Origin of the sequence: Cytobacillus sp. BC1816, from assembly GCF_051353635.1 — a bacterium.
In the GTDB taxonomy this organism is placed as follows: Bacteria; Bacillota; Bacilli; order Bacillales; family Cytobacillaceae; genus Cytobacillus; species Cytobacillus oceanisediminis_C.
This window is the reverse complement of record NZ_CP195611.1, coordinates 3,626,086-3,643,884: the sequence shown is the minus strand read 5'-3', so window position 1 is coordinate 3,643,884 and position 17,799 is coordinate 3,626,086. Positions and strand designations below refer to the sequence as shown.

The window sequence follows — 17,799 nt, the reverse complement described above, 5'->3', positions numbered from 1 at the left end:
AGATGCCCCCTTTATAATATTTCCGTTACATCAATTTCCGAAAATTGCATATCAACGTTTTTAGGTATTTTTATCTCCATATACCCCTCTTTGCAGCTGGCTGATGATCCTTTCTTTCTGACAATAGCAGGGAGGGTTAGGATATGCTTATCGTCTTTTTCAGGAATATGTTCAATAATCATTTGGTTGGATGTGTGGTAAAGTTTCATTTCTTTTAACCAGTCCTCGTTTTTGATGGGGAATCTCACAAAAACATAATCATGTGTTTCAAAGACCGATGCATTCAGCGGTGAAGAATGTGGCTGGTGATTAGTTCCAGTAGCTGCTGTATTAAAGCCTTTCATAAAATCTGGTGTTCCGCTCATTTCCTGCATATTTTGAGGAAACATTTGCCCCATGATATTTCGGACATATTTATCAATATCCTCCGGTTTCATTTGATGGGGAGGATTTTTCATATCTTTATTAAATGGAAAAAGGTTCCATGGAAACATCCTTCTCATCCTTTCCATGCTAAACTGCCGGTAAGACTAATGATTCTTCACTATGTCATATATTCTATGCGGAAAAACGCCTATCCGTTAATAAAGGATCTTTAAGATTTGCACAGCCCCTGTAGCCGAAGGTGAAAAAAGTTTCTTATTATTTGCATTAATACACTGTAATTACTAGTATATTGGTATTGATGTATATAAAAATTATTAAGTACTGAGGGGTAATTTTGTGAGAAATAAAGCAGCTTTAATAACGGGAGGAGCAACAGGGATCGGGAAAAGAACGGCGTATGTGCTTGCCGAAAAAGGCATCGATCTGGTGATCAATTACCGTAGCAGTCAAAAGGAAGCTGTCTCATTATGCCGGGAACTGACCAAAAAATATGGAACTAAAAATATTGCTTTACAGGGAGATATTTCAATACCGGCAGAATGTGTGAAGATGTCAGAAGCTGCTTTTAATGAATTCCCAGTAATCGATATAGTCATTCATAATGCAGGCCCTTACGTGCATGAAAGAATAGAGATGATGGAATATACCTTCGAACAATGGAATTATCTGATTAATGGTAATTTAAATGCAGTATTTTATTTATCCAAGCTGTTTATCCCGAAAATGCGTGAAGCTGGATGGGGAAGGATTATTACAATTGGCTTTGATCGTGTAGAGTCAGCTTCCGGCTGGATATACCGCTCCGCTTTTGCGGCTGCGAAAACGGGTGCTGCGTCTTTGACGAAATCCATTGCACTTGAAGAGGCCAGGAATGGAATTACCGCGAATATGGTTTGTCCAGGAGATATCGTCGGTGAATGGAAGGAAAAGAAAATTGAAGAAGCTGCAGAGGTTCAGGAAAATGCCTCACCAGTCGGAAGACCGGGAACAGGTGAGGATATTGCCCGAGTAATCAGCTTTCTGACCGATAAAAAATCCGATTTTATTACAGGCAGTATTATCCCGGTTACAGGGGGCAAAGACGTTCTCGGAAAAATATTCCAGTAATAAACTTATAAATGGCAGAAGAACGAAATTCTTCTGCCATTTTTTAAACTTTCATGGATGCTGGGTATTTTTTGTTTTGAAGATAAATCAGCCTGCCTGTTAAAGTAATGGCGCCAGCTGCAAGTCCTGTAATTAAGCCGATCCAATAACCATATGCCCCCCAGTTTGTATGATTGGCTAGATAATAGCCAAAGGGCAGTCCGATAATCCAATAAGAAATAAGTGACATAATAAAGGTGACGTTTACGTCCTTATACCCCCTTAACGCTCCCTGGACAGGTGCCTGAATAGCATCTGAAAGCTGAAAGAACATGGCATAGATTAAAAAATTGGCCGTCAATTTTAATACATCGCTGTCTTTTGTATAAATAGATGCAACTTCTTTTGGAAAAGCCAAAAGGATGGCTGCACAAATTAATGCCATAATTACGGCAATGCCTACTCCGATCCAGCTGTACTCTTTAGCATCATTATAACGTGCAGCTCCTGATTCAAATCCTATTACAATTGTTAATGCCATTGAGATGCTGAGCGGTATCATATAAAGAAGCGATGCAAAATTGAGGGCAATCTGATGAGCGGCGATAACGGCTGTTTCGAATGTACTCATTAATAAAGTAACTGCTGAGAAAATGCTTGTTTCGAAAAAAATCGATAAGCCAATCGGGATGCCAATTATTAGAATTTCTTTCCATTTGCTGATTGAAACGGCATGCAAATTCCTGAAAACTCCATAATTCGAGAATGGAGAATTTTTATGAATAATAAAAAATGAAATAAGCATGATCAGCCAGTAAGTAATAGAAGAAGCATAACCTGCACCTGCTCCTCCGAGTTCCGGAAGTCCCCATTTGCCATATATAAGCATATAGTTAAACACAGCATTGATCGGCAGTGAAAGAAGAGTAATAATCATACTCACCCTAGTCTTACCAAGAGCGTCAATAAACGACCTTAATACATTGTAGACAAACAGGGGAATCAATCCAGTGCTTAAGGCTGCAAGGTAGTTGAAAGCTGTGTCATGGACCCTGTTTTCGAGATTCATTCCACTTAAGATTGGGTTTAAGGAGAGTGCTCCTCCGGCAAATACAAGGACGGCCATAATGATGGATAGATAAACACCCTGAATGACAGAAAATGAAACTTCTTTACTCTGTTTCTTTGCTCCCACCAAGTGGGACACGATCGGTGTAACAGCAAGGAGTATGCCGCTAAGACCGGTGAACACGGGAACCCAAAGTGAGGATCCAATCGCTACGCCTGCCAGGTCCTGTGAATTATAGCGGCCGGTCATTAAGGTATCAATAAATGTCATGGAGTACATCGCCAGCTGGGTTACTAGTATTGGAATTAAAATCACCAGCAGCTGTTGCAGCTTTTGTTTTTTGCTGTATGTCTGATTCATGATACTTTCCTCTTTCTTTAAAGTGACTAGAGAATTATATCATACTAAAGAGAGGCCGGTGCAAAGCAGGCCTTCATCCTGGAAAAAACAGATACAGTAATCTGAACAAATCGATACAACGAAGTGTTTCAATTATGTGAACTTTTGAATAACGGGAATAAAAATCCTTCCATCGGCGAGTATAAATATTAAAGCAGCCATTTTCAAAACTCGACTAAAGGAGGCAGAATGATGAGCTTCAATATAAATAGGATTAATCCAAATCAGACTCAAGTTTCATTCGTGGACGGGCATTTTGAAACACTTACAAATGAAGAGCTGGAAGAATTGCTGTCCCAGTACGGAATAAGAGAAAAAACAGATGAACCGGAATCCAATATTATCAATTGAAAGAATATAAAAAGCACTTGCCTGTATGCAAGTGCTTTGCGTTATTATTAAGCCTCCAGTAATTGGGACGATTCTTGGACTGCTGCTCCATGACGCATTACATGAAGATTGTATAGATCTTTTGGGATCTCATATAAATTGTAAATATCTCCATTGGCATTCAGCTGATCATAAACAGACTTTCTCGTTTCATTTGCAAGAATGACATAAGGCAGCTTTTCTGCAGCTTTTTGCGAGCGGATATTTTCCTTGCGGATCCGCATAAAGATTGTTTCAATGCCGGTTTCAAAAAAGAGCTCTTCAAAGAAAGCATCTTTTGCTAATTTGTTATAGCCCTTGCCATGATAGGGCTTGCCAAGCCATGTTCCTAAGAAGCCGGCATTGTCCTGGATGTCATACAAATTGATCGTCCCAATCGGAGTGCCCCATTCATCAAGAATTGTGCGTGAAATCAATTCACAGCGTTCTTCTGCTTCGATTGTCTGCTTTGTAATAAACATAAACTCATCATAACAATTGGCTTTTTGGCGAACAAAAGGGAAGACATCAGGGTGCGTCATTAAATCAAATAAAGCATGGCAGTCGTGAAGATCACGTTTCTTGAGCATAGGATATCCCTCCAATTGAGGGCAGTCCTACTCCATGCCAAATAGAGCCATCGGTCCACCCTCGAAATTTTTTATTATGCTGCTAAAAAATTTCGGGGTGGGAATCGAACCCACTAGAACCAGATAACTGGTGGCGCACCATTTGCCTTCCCTATTACTATCGTTTCCGATATTAGATTGTCTGTCATAAAGAAGCAAAATTTTCACTTCACTTTAGGTATAATACTAAAAAAAAATCAAAAAGGAAATAGGTTTTTTGATTATTTTTTTTGCGATTTTATGTCAAATTACACCAGCGATATTCGACACGGTTTCACGATTCCCTGAACACAAAATTTCCGCCTATCATTGTCCATTTCGGCTTGGAAAGAAAGTGAAATGGGTGATGGTTCCACAAAACTAAATCGGCATCTTTTCCTTCCTCGATGCTCCCAAGCCGATTATCGATCCTGAGGTTTTTTGCCGGCAGAATGGTGATTCCTTCTAAGGCCTTTTGTTCGGATAGGCCTTCCCGGACTGCAATAGCTGCACACATATTTAAATACTGCACAGGTGTATAAGGATGATCTGTAGTGATGGAAACTTCAACACCATGCTGTGTCAGCTGCTGATACGTTTTCCAGGTTTTGTTTTTTAGCTCCACTTTGGACCTTCTTGTTAAAGTGGGCCCGACTGATACCTTTAAATTCAGCCCTTCCAATTCGTCCGCAATTAAATGGCCCTCTGTACAATGTTCGATCCGAAGATCCAGATTGAATTCTTCTGCAAAGCGGATAGCAGAAATGATATCATCTGCCCGATGCGCGTGGATCCTGACGGGAATTTCTCTTTTAAGTGCTTTTACAAGCGGTGCGAACCTTAAAGAATCAGGGTTATCGCACTGTAAAGCCTCATAAAAGGCTTCCCTCAGCATTCCCATTATCCCCATTCTTGTAATTGAATCCTTGTTGCCATGGCTGTGAATCCGTTTTGGATTTTCTCCAAGGGCAATCTTAAGTCCGGCTGTTTCCTGGATAATCATTTTGCTGATATTTTTCCCTGCAGTCTTAATAACAGAAGTAGTTCCCCCAATTACATTGGCGCTGCCTGGCATGATATGGGCAGTTGTGATGCCATATTTCACAGCATCAGTAAAAGCCGGATCAAGAGGATATACTCCATCCATCGCTCGAATGTGCGGGCTTAGCGGTTCAATTGTTTCGTTGGCATCATTGCCTGCCCATCCGGTGCCTTCATCATACAGGCCCAAATGAGTATGAACATCTATGAAGCCCGGAAGCAGGTGATGGCTATGGCAGTCAATAATTTTTACATTTGAATCAGACTTTAAGTTCTTGCCTGTCTTTAATATCTTTCCGTTCTCTACTAAGACATCCCCATGAAAAGCAGGGAAAGCAACAGGGTAAATGAATGCGTTTTTTAATAAAGTTTTCATCTCATGGTCTCGTCCTTTAATCCTGTAGTATTTGCTTTATTTTACAAAAATGAAAAGAAAGGGTGAACATTTTCTGATTGAACAAATAAAAAAGTGTAAAATGATTATTCTACACTTTTGAGTAATAAACTGATCTAAGTTATGTTAACTTTTCCGCGTTTTGTAAAAAAAATAGAACACTCCCGAACCCATCGCGATGACTATGATCGGCAATATAAATGGTTTTGCATATTCTTTGATGTCTCTCCAGTGGTCACCGAGTTCCATTCCCAATAATAAAAAGAGAACCGTCCATGGCACCATGGCTGCTATTGTATATACTGTAAAGACTGATAATGGCATTTTGGCTATTCCCGCAGGGATGGATATGGCATGACGTATGACAGGAATAAATCTTGCCGTAAAGATCACCCCGGTTCCATACTTTTCAAACCATTTCTCTGATGCATCTAAATGCTTTTTTTGAATAAGTAAATATTTCCCATATTTATCAAGAACAGGTCTTCCTCCGTACGCGCCAAGCCAGTAAAGAAACAGCTGAGCTAATGTTCCGCCTGCAATCCCCGCAAACAAGGCACCTGTAAAATGGATGTCTCCGGTGCTGACTAAAAAGCCGCCGTAGCTCAGGACAATTTCGCTTGGTATCACCTCAACCATTAAACCAAGTGCAATGCCGGCATAACCCAGCTGGGAAAGTATTTCAAAAATGCTGGCAATAATCTCTTCCATTCTGATACCTCCCCATTAGAAGTTTAAAAAATCCCGGTCATTTGCAGGAATATAATGGTGAACCCTAATATCCAAACGTATACAGCAAATATCTTTAAGGATTTTCGTTTCAGAAAATTAATCATCCAAACGACTGCTGCATAGCCAAAGAGTGCTGAAGACAAAGTTGCCATTAACATACTTCCAAGGGTTATGGCTTCTGTGTGACCGGACATCAATTCCCCAAATTGCATAACAATGCCGCCTGCGATGGCTGGAATGGACAGCAGAAAGGAAAAATATGCAGCTGTTTCCCTGTCGAGCTTTCTAAAGAGGCCTGCTGCAATGGTTAATCCGGATCTGGAGACTGCTGGAAAGATGGCTGCTGCCTGAAAGGTGCCGATAAACAGGGCATCTCCATACGTGATGCTGTCCATCTTTTTTGCACCTTTCTTAGCACCATCAGCAATCCAGAGTATGAACCCCGTAAATAGAAATTCCCAGCCGATTGTAACCCCGGATTTTGAAATTGAATCAAACATGTCACTCAGCAGCAGCCCAACAATTACAGCTGGAATCGTTCCGACTATCAGAAGGATAGATAGCTTGCCAAATGGCTTCTTTACAATTTGAAGCAATTCATTTTTGTATACGACAAGGACTGCCAGTAAAGTTCCTATATGCAGCATTGTATCTAGGAAGAGGCCTGCCTCATCAAGCCCAAATAGATGTCTCCCCAAATATAAATGTCCTGTACTGGATATAGGCAGGAACTCGGTAAGCCCCTGTATGATTCCCAGAATGAAAGCCTCCAGCTTTGACATCATCTATATATCACCTTCCTAAGCAGGTAAAAAATTAGGCAAAGTCATGGCGCAATGCCTGTCTCTAACATTTGTATTCAAGTTGTCCTAATCAAGAACTTGAAATTAAGGTTTTACGGATTTTAGGGAAGGATGCAAAAATTAAAAAATACATGAAACCTTTTAAAACGAATAACGTAAATAATATAGAAGAAATCATAATATATATTTGAGTATTATTAGGAGGAAACAGAATGAATGATTATAAAGTGCCTTCCAATGATGAAAGGCTTTTAGCAGCAGCCATCTATGTAACCAGCTTTTTTACAACTTTTATCGGACCGCTGGTCATTTGGCTCTTAAAAAAGAATGACTCGGAGTTTGTGGATTATCATGGCAAGGAATATTTGAATTTTTTAATTTCCTATACGATTTACAGTGTCATCAGTGTTGTGCTCATGATCATCTTAATTGGAGTGATTACTATTTGGATCGTGGGAATCCTTGCTTTCATCTTCACGATAGTAGCTGCTGTTAAAGCGTATGAAGGCAAGGAGTACAGAATACCACTAGTTTTCAGGATTTTAAAGTAATGAAACAGAGCCCAGGGCCGTTGCCACTGGGCTTTTTTTCATGGATAATTAATTCTGCAGAGCTTTTAGTTATAAAGTACACGGGGTGAAGTAATGAATAGACTTGATAACAAACAAAGGATGCTCAAGCTTATGGAGATTCTAAGAGAGCAGACTGATGAAGAAAATGAATATACACTTGACGATATAACTGAACGCTTTAAAAAGGAATATGGACCGGATGTGAAATTAAACAAAAACTCACTGAGGGACGATATTGAGCACCTGATTGAAGCAAAATTCGATATTACCATCAACCAGGAAAAAGAGGGAATGCCGAAGTTCTACAGCCATCAATACCGTCTATTCGAGCTTTATGAATTGCGTATGCTGATTGATGCCGTTGCTTCTGCACGCTTCATCACGAAAGATGAGACGAAACAGCTGATCCGGAAAATTAAAAAGCTGACAAGCAGTCATCATGCCAAAAAGCTGCATAATGAAATTTTGATCGATTCCTCTGTAAAAAGTGAAAGCAAACTGGTTCGGCTGGCTATCAATGATTTGCATGAAGCCATTTCCGAGCGGAGAATCGTCACATTTCAATATGGAAGATATAATCTTAACAAGGAATTTGTTTTAAGCCACAATGGAGGGCAATACAGGGTCAAGCCGCTGGCGCTCACCTGGGTAAATGATTTTTATTATTTAATAGCCTATTACTTTGCTAAAGAGGAAATCCGCCATTACCGGATTGACCGTCTGCGCAATGTAAATATAACGGAAGAACAGTTCGCATATGAACCCTTTGATGTATCCAGGTATGTGAGCTCAACCTTTCATATGTATGCCGGCTCTGAAGAGTGGATAAAAATCCGGTTCCATAACGATCTGATCAACGTGATCATTGATAAATTCGGGCGGGATGCAGACATAAGAAAGCTTGATGAAAACCATTTCGTATTAACAGCAAAAGCCATTGTGAGTGATGGTCTAGTCAAATGGCTCCTCAACTGGGGTAACCAGGCGAAGGTACTCTCGCCGTCCTCACTCATTGATCAAGTAACAAACGAAATCAGCAATATGATGTCTGTTTATGAAAAAGAAACAGATTAACCTCTTCCTTATTCTATTAAACTTTAAAGCGCTCCATAATTGGGGTGTTTTTTTTTGTTTAAAAACAATTGAATTCCCAGTGAACGTTTTATGAACTTGCACGTCATATGAATGACATAACAAATCAGGGAGGACAACAAAATGGAATTTTTAGAGAGCATTAACTGGGCAATTCTTGCACCTATAGTCATCATTCAGCTTATTTTAGTGGCTGTTGCCATTATTGATTTAGTAAAAATAGAAAAAGCAAATGGGCCAAAATGGGTATGGGCTCTCATCGTTTTATTTATAAACCTGCTGGGGCCAATTATTTACTTTATTTTCGGAAGGAGAAGCTGATAATGCCAGTTGTAAACATAATAAACATAAAAAAGCAGTTCCAGGACCAGGAAGTAATAAAAGGTCTGGACTTCCAATTATCTGAAAGAAAATGTATTGCCCTTCTGGGAGCAAACGGGGCAGGAAAAACAACTACATTAAAAATGCTTGCAGGCCTGGTGAAGCCAGATTCCGGTTCGATCGTGTTTGAAGGGGCAGAAAAAGCAGATTTCCGAAGATTAATAGGCTATCTGCCTCAATTTCCTGTTTTTTATGAATGGATGACAGGCAACGAGTTTCTCGAATATGCAGGCCAGCTTGCCGGACTTCCGAAATCAGAAGCCAAAGACAGAGCAAAAGAGCTTCTTGAACTTACCGGTATAGCTGAAGCTAAGAATCGGCGGATTGGAAAATATTCAGGAGGCATGAAGCAGCGGCTTGGCATTGCACAGGCTATAATCCACCGTCCGAAGCTCGTAATGCTTGATGAACCGGTTTCTGCGCTCGACCCATTTGGACGCAGAGAAGTGCTGGAGCTGATGGATAAGCTGAAAAAAGAATCAGCTATCCTATTTTCAACTCATATACTAAATGATGCAGAAGAGATTTGTGATGAAATACTATTTCTCCATAATGGTGAACTAGTTGAATCAGGGACATTGACAGGCCTGAGAACTAAACATCAGCAGGCAAAGATTGACTTGGCTTTTAAGGAGAATACACTGCAATATGCAGAAGAATTATCTCTGCTTCAGCCCGTTTCTTCAATGAAATTGGATGGAGAGTATGCGAGCTTTTTTGTAGAGGATATAGAATATGCTAGAGAACTATTCTTAACTGAGATTATGAAAAGGAACTTGCCGCTGGTTAAGTTTGAAATCAGCAGAACGAGGCTGGAGGATGTCTTCATGAAGGTGGTGCAAAAATGAATCAATGGATGACTTTATTTAAAAAAGAAATGCTTGAAATGTCCAGAAATTTCAAATGGATATGGGTGCCGCTTACTTTTATTATGATAGCTGTAAAAGAGCCGCTGACATTATATTATATGCCTCAGATTATTGATTCTCTTGGAGGGCTGCCGGAAGGGGCGGTCATCGAGCTTCCTGTCCCATCAGCAGGTGAGGCGCTTGCTGCCAGTCTCAGCCAGTTCAATACGTTTGGTGTGCTTATTATTGTATTAATTACAATGGGGACTATTGCTGGAGAAAGGAAAAGCGGTGTGGCGGGGCTTATACTGGTAAAACCTGTTTCATATGCGTGGTTTGTAACGGCGAAGTGGGCTAGTTCTATGATTCTCATTTGGATTTCATATTTTTTGAGTTATTTCCTCTCCTGGTATTATGTAGGTGTATTGTTTGAATTTATTTCTTTTATGGATTTTCTCCAGTCCTTCTTTGTTAACGGTATCTGGCTTACCCTTATAGTAACTGTAGTAATATTGTTCAATACCTTTATGAAATCGCCTGGAGCAGTCGGATTTATTTCTATTGGCATCATTGTCATATTAAGCATATTGAGCAGTTCGCTCCCTCACCTGCTGGAGTGGAGCCCGGCGCTGCTGTCTGCTTATGCGAATGCTTTTATCATGGGCAGTAATCTCCCAGATGAATTGCTGCCGAGCATTATTGTTTCTGTAATCATGATCATGCTTTCCCTGCTTGCATCAATTGCTATCTTTAAAAGAAGGGAACTTGCCTGAATTCATGGCATGTTCTTTCTTTTTGGGCATATTTGTATATGGGAGGTTAATATTTTGGTAGTATAGCATTAAAAGAATGAAAGGAAGATGAGCGGTGATCAGGGAAGCGGGTCTTGTGCTAGAAGGCGGAGGAATGCGAGGAGTATACACAGCGGGGGTTCTCGAATATTTTCTTGAGCAGGACCTCTTCTTTCCTTATGTAATTGGAGTTTCTGCAGGGGCATGCAATGCAGCTTCTTACTTGTCCAAGCAAAAGGGCAGGAATAGAATTGTGAATGTGGATTATGTTACAGATTCCCGATATATCTCATGGCGGAATTACTTTAAATCCCGTCAGTTTTTCGGGATGGATTTTATTTTTGATGAAATACCGAATAAGCTTGTCCCATATCACTATGATGAGTTTTATAAAAATAAGTCTGAGTTTGTCATTGGAACAACTGATTGTCATACAGGTAAACCGGTGTATTTCAATAAGAAGGATTATGGCAAAGATATGCTTAAGGTTTTAAAAGCATCCAGTTCCTTGCCTTTTATTGCTCCGGAGGTAGACTTTAATAGCCGGGTCCTCCTTGATGGCGGAATCAGCGACCCTATACCAATCAAAAAAGCCCAGCAAGATGGATTCAAAAAAAATATAGTAATCTTGACAAGAAACAGGGGGTATTCCAAAAAGCCATCTAAATTTACTTTTATGGTCAAAAGGAAATATCCGCAATACACTGGGCTTCAGAAAGCATTGGAGGAACGCTACCGGACCTATAATGAGACCCTCCGTTATGTTGAACAGGAAGAGAAGAAAGGGACAGTTCTTGTCATCCAGCCGCAGGAGCCATTAACAGTGGGACGGATGGAACGGAATCCTCAAAAATTGGAAAAGTTATATTTGCAAGGATATGAAGATGCAAGAAAATCCTTTGAGAGAATCAATCAATTTTAGCCAAACCGTATCTAATAAGATGGAATTTTCTTAAGGAAATAGTCTAGTCTTTTCGACAGGGCTGACAAGGAATAAACAAAGTTTTGGATTGAGTATCAAGTAAATAGACCCAGGCAAACTTAAAATATGAAAAGTATATATGAGTCTTTAGTATTGTTTTCTGCAAAATGACGAAGAAGTATGTCGAAATACAAAGATTGGTCGATCTCCCTATTTTGAATATAATGAAAATTAGAAAATATAAGGGGGTCTCTATAAAAAATGAATATTAAGAAGGGCATCGTTACGGGTACATTAAGTTTGGCATTATGTGCCTCAGCTGTTTTTGCGGGTTCTGTCAGCATTGGACAAGCCCAAACAGTTGAAAAGAGTTATTTAGTCGTTTTTAAAGATGAAGGAAAGCTTCCTGCAGGCTATACAGACCTATTGAGAAAATCTGGAGGACAACTAGAGAATAAGCTCGAAAAATTAGGAGCTGTTGAGGTTTCATCGGCAAATCCTAATTTTCTTAATGAAATCCGGAAGTCTTCCTTGGTATTGTCAGCTGGCGCTGAAAATGTTATTTATCCCGAATCTCCTGCAGTAGATGCAGATCTTCCATTAGATAATGCAGATCTATACAACAATCTGCAATGGGATATCAAACAAGTAACAAATAATGGTGCGTCATGGAATCTTCCAGGAGGAACTGGAAAAGCAGCTGACGGTAAAGACATCGTTGTTGGTGTAATCGATACAGGTATTGACTATAATCATCCAGATTTAAAAGAAAATTACGCATATGGTAAATCCTTTGTTCCCGGCTACCCAGATCCAATGGATGAAAACAGCCATGGAACCCATGTTGCAGGTTCCATCGCAGCGAAAGGAAGAACTATGGGTGTCGGACCTGACTTGAAGGTAGCAGCATACCGTGTATTCGGCCCTGATGGCGGCGCAGCGACTTCCCATATCGCCGAAGCTTTAATGACGGCTGCGGACGACAATGTGGATGTTGTCAACATGTCTCTTGGCGGCTATGACTGGTTCCAGAATCCCGAGTATACAACGAAGGAAACCGTAGCGGATGTGCAAATGTTTAACAGAGCCATCAAATATGCGATTCAAAAAGGCGTTACTGTAGTTGGTTCTGCAGGCAATAACGCTGTTGATTTAAAGAGCCCGGGACAGCTGTCAGGTTCTGATAACGGTGCAACACACAGAAGCCCCAGCAGTCAATTGATGATTCGTGTATCTGCGGGAGGAGCTTTAAAGAATCTTGCTTTCTATTCCAATTACGGTGTCGGCAAAATTGATGTCATGGCACCTGGCGGAGACTTGGGACCAAACTATGATCCAAATACTGGAGCTGGCAGAGACAATACTTATTTGGCATTAGCAACAATCCCTGGCGGTGGATATGGATATAAAGGCGGGACTTCTATGGCCGCTCCGAAAGTTGCAGCACTGGCTGGTGTTATCATCGCAAAACATGGGAAAGACCAAATCTCTCCTGCACAAGTAAAACAGATCATTCAATCTTCTTCAGAAGATATCTTCAAGCCTGGATACGACGAACAATCTGGCCATGGGCTAATTAATGCAGTTAATGCTTTAAAGTAATTCCATCAAGCGAGCTGGCGGAAAGTGTCCGTCAGCTTTTTTATTTGAAGGAAAATCAGCGAATAAAGGTGTTAAGGAAAAGCTCAAACAGACTTTCTGCAGATACAGCGATATGTACACTCATAAAATCCTGCCAAAAATTCATTTTTTTGAAATTAATTAATAGAATATAGAGAAATACATATAGCGGGGGAGACACACTGATGAATATCCAGCAATATTACCGGAAAACAGCTGACATCTCAATAAATGCAAGCCTTGCCGCACTTGTACCTCCATTTTTCTTTCTCTTGGTTTTCATAAATGATTCTCCACGGACAAATTTAATTCTTTTCCTAATTCCTTTCATCATATATAGTTCTCTGTGCCATCAAATTCACTTGCTGAATAAACAAAGGGCGGCCGAGATATTGGAGAGAAATTCCACTAAAAGCAGACAAGCACTTCTCTCATTGTTATGCCAGTCAAATTTAATGATCGCTTTTTTGCCGGCTCCTTCCCTTAGAATGGTGCTCTTTGATCCGGAAGGAAGGCAGGTTGGTGAAATCAGGGATATGAAAATGTGGAAGTTTCGATGGTTCTTGCCTTATTTTTTGGACCGGCTTTTTCCAAGAAGGCTGGGTATCTATGATCATAACGATAATCTGGAGGCATCAATCCTAATCGATAAAAAGGGCGTCGATATTTCGTTTGCGAAAGACTCCTGTAAAGAAACAATAATTAATAAAAAAGATGGATCCAAACTGGTTTATGAGAATGGCTGTGATCGATATTCTATTTCTAGAACATTTTTTCATACGGATTTTCAGGTTCTTGATGAGAAATCCAATAGGATAGCACGCCTTCGGAAAGGATGGATGCCGCTTGAATGGGGGCAGCAGTTCAGGGATCCCAATACACCTGTACTTTCTTTTGATGAGGATCTGACATCAAAAGAAAAGCTTAGAATTTATGCCATTTTTGCGACGCTTTTTCTTTACCGCAATCACTGAAACAGAGTGCACATTTATAGATTCTATATTCCCCATATAGTATGATAAGTTCAGCTAAAATATAGGGATATCAGTATAGAGGTGTTGGAATGAAAAAGTTTCTATTCGCTGCCGCAGTTATTGTCCTTTTGCTGTTTATTGTTGACAAAACAATTCTCAAGGAAAAAGGGGTAGTAGAGCAAGCCGGACAAATGCAGAAATACGATAAAATGGAGAATCCTGAAGATTTGCCTGTTGGTCTGGAGAAAGGGGACCTTGCTCCTGATTTTGAACTGACAGATATGGAAGGAAACCCAGTAAAACTCTCCGACTTTAGAGGCAAGGCAGTTCTTTTGAATTTCTGGGCAAGCTGGTGTCCTCCTTGCCGTGCGGAAATGCCGCATATGGAGAAGCTGTATAATAAGTATAAAGATAAAAATTTCGATATTCTTGCAGTCAATCTCACAAACACAGAAAAAAATAGCGGTGACGCAGAGAAATTCGTAAAAGAGCTGGGGCTGACTTTTACAATTCCTATGGATGTAAAAGGCGAAGCAGGTTCTGACTATAATATAATGGCCTATCCTACAAGCTATTTTATTGATTCCGATGGTGTTATTAGAGAAAAAGTCCTGGGAGCCTTAAATGAAGAGTATATGGAGCAGGAGATCAAAAAGCTTCCATAAATAAAACCGGAGAGCCATTGTCAGCTCTCCGGTTTTATTTCTGTAATCATATTCTGTTGCAGACGATTAACGATTACTCTTTTTCGGTATAAGATTATGCCTGCTTCGGCAATATCATTTACGGCTGAACGATTTATGAAAGCCCCAAACAGCAGACCAGCTATTGGGATCATTTGGAAAAGTTTTTTCCAGCCAATTTGGTCCCTGTAAGAAAACACAACTTCTCTCCATCCCTGAAGCTCGGAAACGACTTCCCTTTTTGCTCCTTCTTCTTTAGAGCCGAACATGGAAAGCTGCTGCAGAATGGCTTTTTTTCCTACAATGTCACTGGAAACAAATTGCAGAATTTTGACGATGAACATTCTTTCATTCCTATCAGCTGGATCAAAGCCATAGCAAATCGCAATATCCTGCAGGGTTTTTAGCTGAATGCCAAGGAGAAGCGGGATATCAATGGTCAGGGTAAAAATCCCTCCGACCCCAGTACTCGCACCTTGCAATGCAGCGGTTCTTTTACGATTTGAGCTTAGCTTTTCGGCGGCTTCATCCATCTTTGATATTGGCAGGGCTTCTACATCCAGCAGTGTATGAATATTTTGTTCGGGATAATAATTCTTTAATGCTGAAGCTGAACTTAAATATCTTCCTCCTGATTGAATATATGTGCCAAGCTCATCAAGAATCACTCCAACCTTTTTTTGTATGAACTCCGGTGTGAATCTATCAATGAGCTTAAAAGGGAGTCTGCCCAGCTTCTCCCATAACCATAAATCACCCTGGTCTTTTTCCCATTCTTCACATTTTCTTAATTCATTTATTAGATGTTCTCTTGGTTCAATCATATTGAAAGTCCTCTCCTTCTTCTATAATTAACTATACGGCAGTTTTAAGCAAAAGTTTCGATTCTTTCATAAACAATTCTCTTTGTATCTTCCGACTATTCATGGTAAGATTCTTATAATAGAATAGGATTTCCTTCGGGGCAGGGTGAAATTCCCAACCGGCGGTGATGAGGGTAAGCCCTCTTAGTCCGTGACCCGGTTTTATTAGCAGAGATACTTTCTAATGAAAACGGTGGATTTGGTGAAACTCCAAAGCCGACAGTGAGAGTCTGGATGGGAGAAGGAATGATTATATGCTGCGTTCAAAAAAACCTTTTTGAAACGCTTATTTCGTCATGTGATTTTGCCCCGTTTCACCTAGCTGGTGTACGGGGTTTTGCCGTTTTGTACTTAATTTGGAGAAATAGCAAGGGAAGGAGGATTCAGATAATTTGAACCATCAGGAATATATGAAGTTAGCCATCAGCCTGGCAGCGGCCACTAAAGGCCAAACCAGCCCTAACCCGCAGGTGGGTGCGGTTGTAGTTAAAAATGGTGAAATTCTGGGGATGGGTACTCACCTGAAAGCAGGAACTCCCCATGCTGAAGTCCATGCGATTGCTGCAGCTGGCGATAAGGCTAAAGGCGCTGATATTTATGTCACGCTGGAGCCATGCAGCCATTTTGGCAGGACTCCGCCATGCGCAGACTTAATAATTAAATCAGGAATTAATAGGGTTTTTATTGCTTCTGCTGATCCCAATCCTTTAGTTTCCGGCAAAGGAATTGAAAGAATGCAGGATGCCGGGATTGAAGTGGTGACCGGCTTATTGAAGGAGGAAGCAGATGCCCTAAACGAACCATTTTTCCATTATATAAAAACAAAGACACCATATGTAACCCTTAAAGCAGCCTCATCGTTTGATGGAAAAACAGCTGCAAAAACCGGTGACAGCAAATGGATTACTTCTCCAGAATCCAGGCAGGATGTGCATCGGCTACGGCATGAACATGACGCAATACTTACAGGTGTAAATACGATCATTCACGATAATCCCCTTTTAACCGCCAGGCTGCCCCAAGGCGGAAAAAATCCCATTCGAGTTGTATTAGATACAAATCTGAGAATTCCCTCTGACGCAAATGTCATTCGAGATCAGTCTGTAAAGACCATAATCTTTACCGGCTGCAATATAGATCGGTCAAAGGCAGAAGAGATAAGGAAGTATGATGCTGAAGTTTTTTCTTTTCCTGCTAATGAGGTGCCGATTAAAGAAGTATTAAAAAATTTAGGTGAAAGAAACATCATGACTTTATTTGTTGAAGGCGGATCTGAAATCCATGCTTCATTTATAAAAAGCGGTTTCTTTCAGCAGATAATCCTTTATATGGCTCCTAAAATTATAGGAGGCAATAAGGCGATACCCTTTATTGGCGGGGATGGTGCCGACTATGTAAAAGATGCCCCTGTACTGGAATTTACAGAAATTGATAGGATTGGCGGAGACCTTAGAATTACCGCAAAACCGCTGAGGGAGGCCAAGGAGTAATGTTTACTGGAATTATTGAGGAACTGGGGACAGTAAAAAAAGTAGTTCAGCAAGGCAAGGCAATGAAACTGACGATTCAAGCTTCCAAAGTTTTAACAGATGTTCAACTGGGGGACAGCATTTCGGTAAATGGCGTGTGCCTAACAGTTACGGAATTTGCGAAAAATGAATTTTCAGCAGATGTCATGCCTGAAACATTCAAAAGTACTTCGCTTTCTGCCATTAAAGAACGAACAAAAGTCAACCTGGAGAGGGCGATGTCGGCAAATGGCCGCTTTGGGGGGCATTTTGTGACAGGGCATATTGATGGAACTGGTCAGATTCTAAAAAAAACAGTGAGTGAAAACGCCATTTATATAAAAATATCTGTGCCTCCTGCATTAAGTCATTTGCTTATCATGAAAGGATCAATTGCCGTGGATGGGATTTCCCTGACTGTTTTCGGTAATGAAGACAATACTGTTACTGTCTCGATCATTCCCCACACAGCAAGTGAAACGGTACTGGGGTTCAAAGCAGCGGGAGACATTGTTAACCTCGAGTTCGATATGCTTGCCAAATATCTATATTCCTTCATGAACAGGCAGCAGGAAACCGCATCGCCTAAAGAAGGAATTTCTGAGCGACTCCTTAAGGAGAACGGCTTCATATAATTAGCAAGGAGGGTCAATCAAA

Annotated in this window: 21 protein-coding genes and 1 riboswitch; of the genes, 13 read left to right on the top strand and 8 right to left on the bottom strand. The window is 40.5% G+C overall.

What is annotated here, in order from left to right; translation table 11 throughout:
• Nucleotides 1-11: 11 nt before the first annotated feature.
• Nucleotides 12-494 carry an Hsp20/alpha crystallin family protein gene (locus ACR42H_RS18515; protein ID WP_113885403.1) on the bottom strand — a complete coding sequence of 161 codons (483 nt, stop codon included), beginning with the start codon at nt 492-494 and terminating at the stop codon, nt 12-14.
• A gap of 229 nt (nt 495-723) precedes the next feature.
• Here ACR42H_RS18515 and ACR42H_RS18510 point away from each other — a divergent pair, with 229 nt between their 5' ends.
• Nucleotides 724-1,494, top strand: a complete 771-nt coding sequence (locus ACR42H_RS18510; RefSeq protein ID WP_113885402.1) for an SDR family oxidoreductase — start codon at nt 724-726, stop codon at nt 1,492-1,494.
• Between the two features lie 43 nt (nt 1,495-1,537).
• Here the strand turns inward: ACR42H_RS18510 and ACR42H_RS18505 are convergent, their stop codons facing one another.
• Entirely contained in the window at nt 1,538-2,902 is a 1,365-nt protein-coding gene (locus ACR42H_RS18505; RefSeq protein WP_436372452.1) for an MATE family efflux transporter, read from the bottom strand.
• Nucleotides 2,903-3,133: 231 nt separating this feature from the next.
• Between ACR42H_RS18505 and ACR42H_RS18500 the strand changes: the two genes are divergently transcribed.
• Entirely contained in the window at nt 3,134-3,292 is a 159-nt protein-coding gene (locus ACR42H_RS18500; RefSeq protein ID WP_181782429.1) for a hypothetical protein, read from the top strand.
• Nucleotides 3,293-3,339: 47 nt separating this feature from the next.
• Here ACR42H_RS18500 and ACR42H_RS18495 read toward each other — a convergent pair whose 3' ends face one another.
• The 4 genes from ACR42H_RS18495 to ACR42H_RS18480 all read right to left on the bottom strand — a co-directional run bounded on the left by ACR42H_RS18495 (nt 3,340) and on the right by ACR42H_RS18480 (nt 6,867).
• Nucleotides 3,340-3,900, bottom strand: a complete 561-nt coding sequence (locus ACR42H_RS18495) for a GNAT family N-acetyltransferase (RefSeq protein ID WP_113885400.1) — start codon at nt 3,898-3,900, stop codon at nt 3,340-3,342.
• 313 nt (nt 3,901-4,213) lie between these two features.
• A complete protein-coding gene (locus ACR42H_RS18490) occupies nt 4,214-5,335 on the bottom strand; it encodes an amidohydrolase (RefSeq protein ID WP_436372449.1) in 1,122 nt (373 codons plus the stop codon).
• A 144-nt stretch (nt 5,336-5,479) separates the two neighbouring features.
• Nucleotides 5,480-6,064 carry a DedA family protein gene (locus tag ACR42H_RS18485; protein ID WP_113885398.1) on the bottom strand — a complete coding sequence of 195 codons (585 nt, stop codon included), beginning with the start codon at nt 6,062-6,064 and terminating at the stop codon, nt 5,480-5,482.
• A 23-nt stretch (nt 6,065-6,087) separates the two neighbouring features.
• Nucleotides 6,088-6,867 (bottom strand): undecaprenyl-diphosphate phosphatase, encoded by a 780-nt coding sequence (locus ACR42H_RS18480; protein WP_166672415.1) that lies wholly within the window; start codon nt 6,865-6,867, stop codon nt 6,088-6,090.
• A 233-nt stretch (nt 6,868-7,100) separates the two neighbouring features.
• On the opposite strand from ACR42H_RS18480, the gene ACR42H_RS18475 reads away from it, so the two are divergent.
• The 7 genes from ACR42H_RS18475 to ACR42H_RS18445 all read left to right on the top strand — a co-directional run bounded on the left by ACR42H_RS18475 (nt 7,101) and on the right by ACR42H_RS18445 (nt 13,096).
• Entirely contained in the window at nt 7,101-7,439 is a 339-nt protein-coding gene (locus ACR42H_RS18475) for a DUF4870 domain-containing protein (RefSeq protein WP_113885396.1), read from the top strand.
• Between the two features lie 93 nt (nt 7,440-7,532).
• Nucleotides 7,533-8,534 carry a helix-turn-helix transcriptional regulator gene (locus ACR42H_RS18470; RefSeq protein WP_113885395.1) on the top strand — a complete coding sequence of 334 codons (1,002 nt, stop codon included), beginning with the start codon at nt 7,533-7,535 and terminating at the stop codon, nt 8,532-8,534.
• A gap of 141 nt (nt 8,535-8,675) precedes the next feature.
• Nucleotides 8,676-8,873, top strand: coding sequence for a PLDc N-terminal domain-containing protein (locus ACR42H_RS18465; RefSeq protein WP_113885394.1), 198 nt, complete (start codon nt 8,676-8,678; stop codon nt 8,871-8,873).
• 2 nt (nt 8,874-8,875) lie between these two features.
• Complete coding sequence (locus tag ACR42H_RS18460) at nt 8,876-9,781, top strand: ATP-binding cassette domain-containing protein (RefSeq protein WP_436372444.1); 906 nt, start codon at nt 8,876-8,878, stop codon at nt 9,779-9,781.
• The gene (locus ACR42H_RS18455; protein WP_436372441.1) at nt 9,778-10,554 is read left to right on the top strand and encodes an ABC transporter permease; all 777 of its coding nucleotides are present in this window, start codon (nt 9,778-9,780) and stop codon (nt 10,552-10,554) included. Before ACR42H_RS18460 ends, ACR42H_RS18455 begins: the two co-directional genes overlap by 4 nt.
• Before the next feature lie 94 nt (nt 10,555-10,648).
• The gene (locus tag ACR42H_RS18450) at nt 10,649-11,494 is read left to right on the top strand and encodes a patatin-like phospholipase family protein (protein ID WP_436372439.1); all 846 of its coding nucleotides are present in this window, start codon (nt 10,649-10,651) and stop codon (nt 11,492-11,494) included.
• A gap of 261 nt (nt 11,495-11,755) precedes the next feature.
• Complete coding sequence (locus ACR42H_RS18445) at nt 11,756-13,096, top strand: S8 family peptidase (RefSeq protein WP_113885390.1); 1,341 nt, start codon at nt 11,756-11,758, stop codon at nt 13,094-13,096.
• A 220-nt stretch (nt 13,097-13,316) separates the two neighbouring features.
• Here ACR42H_RS18445 and ACR42H_RS18440 read toward each other — a convergent pair whose 3' ends face one another.
• Nucleotides 13,317-13,448 carry a hypothetical protein gene (locus tag ACR42H_RS18440; RefSeq protein ID WP_436372436.1) on the bottom strand — a complete coding sequence of 44 codons (132 nt, stop codon included), beginning with the start codon at nt 13,446-13,448 and terminating at the stop codon, nt 13,317-13,319.
• Nucleotides 13,449-13,569: 121 nt separating this feature from the next.
• On the opposite strand from ACR42H_RS18440, the gene ACR42H_RS18435 reads away from it, so the two are divergent.
• Both ACR42H_RS18435 and ACR42H_RS18430 read left to right on the top strand, forming a co-directional pair.
• A complete protein-coding gene (locus tag ACR42H_RS18435; RefSeq protein ID WP_436372433.1) occupies nt 13,570-14,088 on the top strand; it encodes a hypothetical protein in 519 nt (172 codons plus the stop codon).
• 89 nt (nt 14,089-14,177) lie between these two features.
• Nucleotides 14,178-14,753 carry a TlpA disulfide reductase family protein gene (locus ACR42H_RS18430; protein ID WP_436372431.1) on the top strand — a complete coding sequence of 192 codons (576 nt, stop codon included), beginning with the start codon at nt 14,178-14,180 and terminating at the stop codon, nt 14,751-14,753.
• Nucleotides 14,754-14,773: 20 nt separating this feature from the next.
• Here the strand turns inward: ACR42H_RS18430 and ACR42H_RS18425 are convergent, their stop codons facing one another.
• Nucleotides 14,774-15,595, bottom strand: coding sequence for an EcsC family protein (locus tag ACR42H_RS18425; RefSeq protein ID WP_113885387.1), 822 nt, complete (start codon nt 15,593-15,595; stop codon nt 14,774-14,776).
• Nucleotides 15,596-15,722: 127 nt separating this feature from the next.
• Nucleotides 15,723-15,884: riboswitch (FMN riboswitch) on the top strand.
• Between the two features lie 142 nt (nt 15,885-16,026).
• Between ACR42H_RS18425 and ribD the strand changes: the two genes are divergently transcribed.
• On the top strand, nt 16,027-17,124 hold the full coding sequence (gene ribD / locus ACR42H_RS18420) for a bifunctional diaminohydroxyphosphoribosylaminopyrimidine deaminase/5-amino-6-(5-phosphoribosylamino)uracil reductase RibD (protein ID WP_436372429.1): 1,098 nt from the start codon (nt 16,027-16,029) through the stop codon (nt 17,122-17,124).
• Complete coding sequence (ribE, locus tag ACR42H_RS18415) at nt 17,124-17,777, top strand: riboflavin synthase (RefSeq protein ID WP_436372426.1); 654 nt, start codon at nt 17,124-17,126, stop codon at nt 17,775-17,777. The genes ribD and ribE overlap by 1 nt, the downstream gene beginning before the upstream one ends.
• The last annotated feature ends 22 nt before the right edge of the window (nt 17,778-17,799 follow it).

Coding starts and splice junctions, on each gene's coding strand:
- ACR42H_RS18515 (WP_113885403.1), bottom strand. CDS start 494: ATGTTTCCATGGAACCTTTTTCCATTTAATAAAGATATGAAAAATCCT.
- ACR42H_RS18505 (WP_436372452.1), bottom strand. CDS start 2,902: ATGAATCAGACATACAGCAAAAAACAAAAGCTGCAACAGCTGCTGGTG.
- ACR42H_RS18500 (WP_181782429.1), top strand. CDS start 3,134: ATGAGCTTCAATATAAATAGGATTAATCCAAATCAGACTCAAGTTTCA.
- ACR42H_RS18495 (WP_113885400.1), bottom strand. CDS start 3,900: ATGCTCAAGAAACGTGATCTTCACGACTGCCATGCTTTATTTGATTTA.
- ACR42H_RS18490 (WP_436372449.1), bottom strand. CDS start 5,335: ATGAAAACTTTATTAAAAAACGCATTCATTTACCCTGTTGCTTTCCCT.
- ACR42H_RS18485 (WP_113885398.1), bottom strand. CDS start 6,064: ATGGAAGAGATTATTGCCAGCATTTTTGAAATACTTTCCCAGCTGGGT.
- ACR42H_RS18480 (WP_166672415.1), bottom strand. CDS start 6,867: ATGTCAAAGCTGGAGGCTTTCATTCTGGGAATCATACAGGGGCTTACC.
- ACR42H_RS18475 (WP_113885396.1), top strand. CDS start 7,101: ATGAATGATTATAAAGTGCCTTCCAATGATGAAAGGCTTTTAGCAGCA.
- ACR42H_RS18470 (WP_113885395.1), top strand. CDS start 7,533: ATGAATAGACTTGATAACAAACAAAGGATGCTCAAGCTTATGGAGATT.
- ACR42H_RS18465 (WP_113885394.1), top strand. CDS start 8,676: ATGGAATTTTTAGAGAGCATTAACTGGGCAATTCTTGCACCTATAGTC.
- ACR42H_RS18460 (WP_436372444.1), top strand. CDS start 8,876: ATGCCAGTTGTAAACATAATAAACATAAAAAAGCAGTTCCAGGACCAG.
- ACR42H_RS18455 (WP_436372441.1), top strand. CDS start 9,778: ATGAATCAATGGATGACTTTATTTAAAAAAGAAATGCTTGAAATGTCC.
- ACR42H_RS18445 (WP_113885390.1), top strand. CDS start 11,756: ATGAATATTAAGAAGGGCATCGTTACGGGTACATTAAGTTTGGCATTA.
- ACR42H_RS18440 (WP_436372436.1), bottom strand. CDS start 13,448: ATGATGAAAGGAATTAGGAAAAGAATTAAATTTGTCCGTGGAGAATCA.
- ACR42H_RS18435 (WP_436372433.1), top strand. CDS start 13,570: ATGATCGCTTTTTTGCCGGCTCCTTCCCTTAGAATGGTGCTCTTTGAT.
- ACR42H_RS18430 (WP_436372431.1), top strand. CDS start 14,178: ATGAAAAAGTTTCTATTCGCTGCCGCAGTTATTGTCCTTTTGCTGTTT.
- ACR42H_RS18425 (WP_113885387.1), bottom strand. CDS start 15,595: ATGATTGAACCAAGAGAACATCTAATAAATGAATTAAGAAAATGTGAA.
- ribE (WP_436372426.1), top strand. CDS start 17,124: ATGTTTACTGGAATTATTGAGGAACTGGGGACAGTAAAAAAAGTAGTT.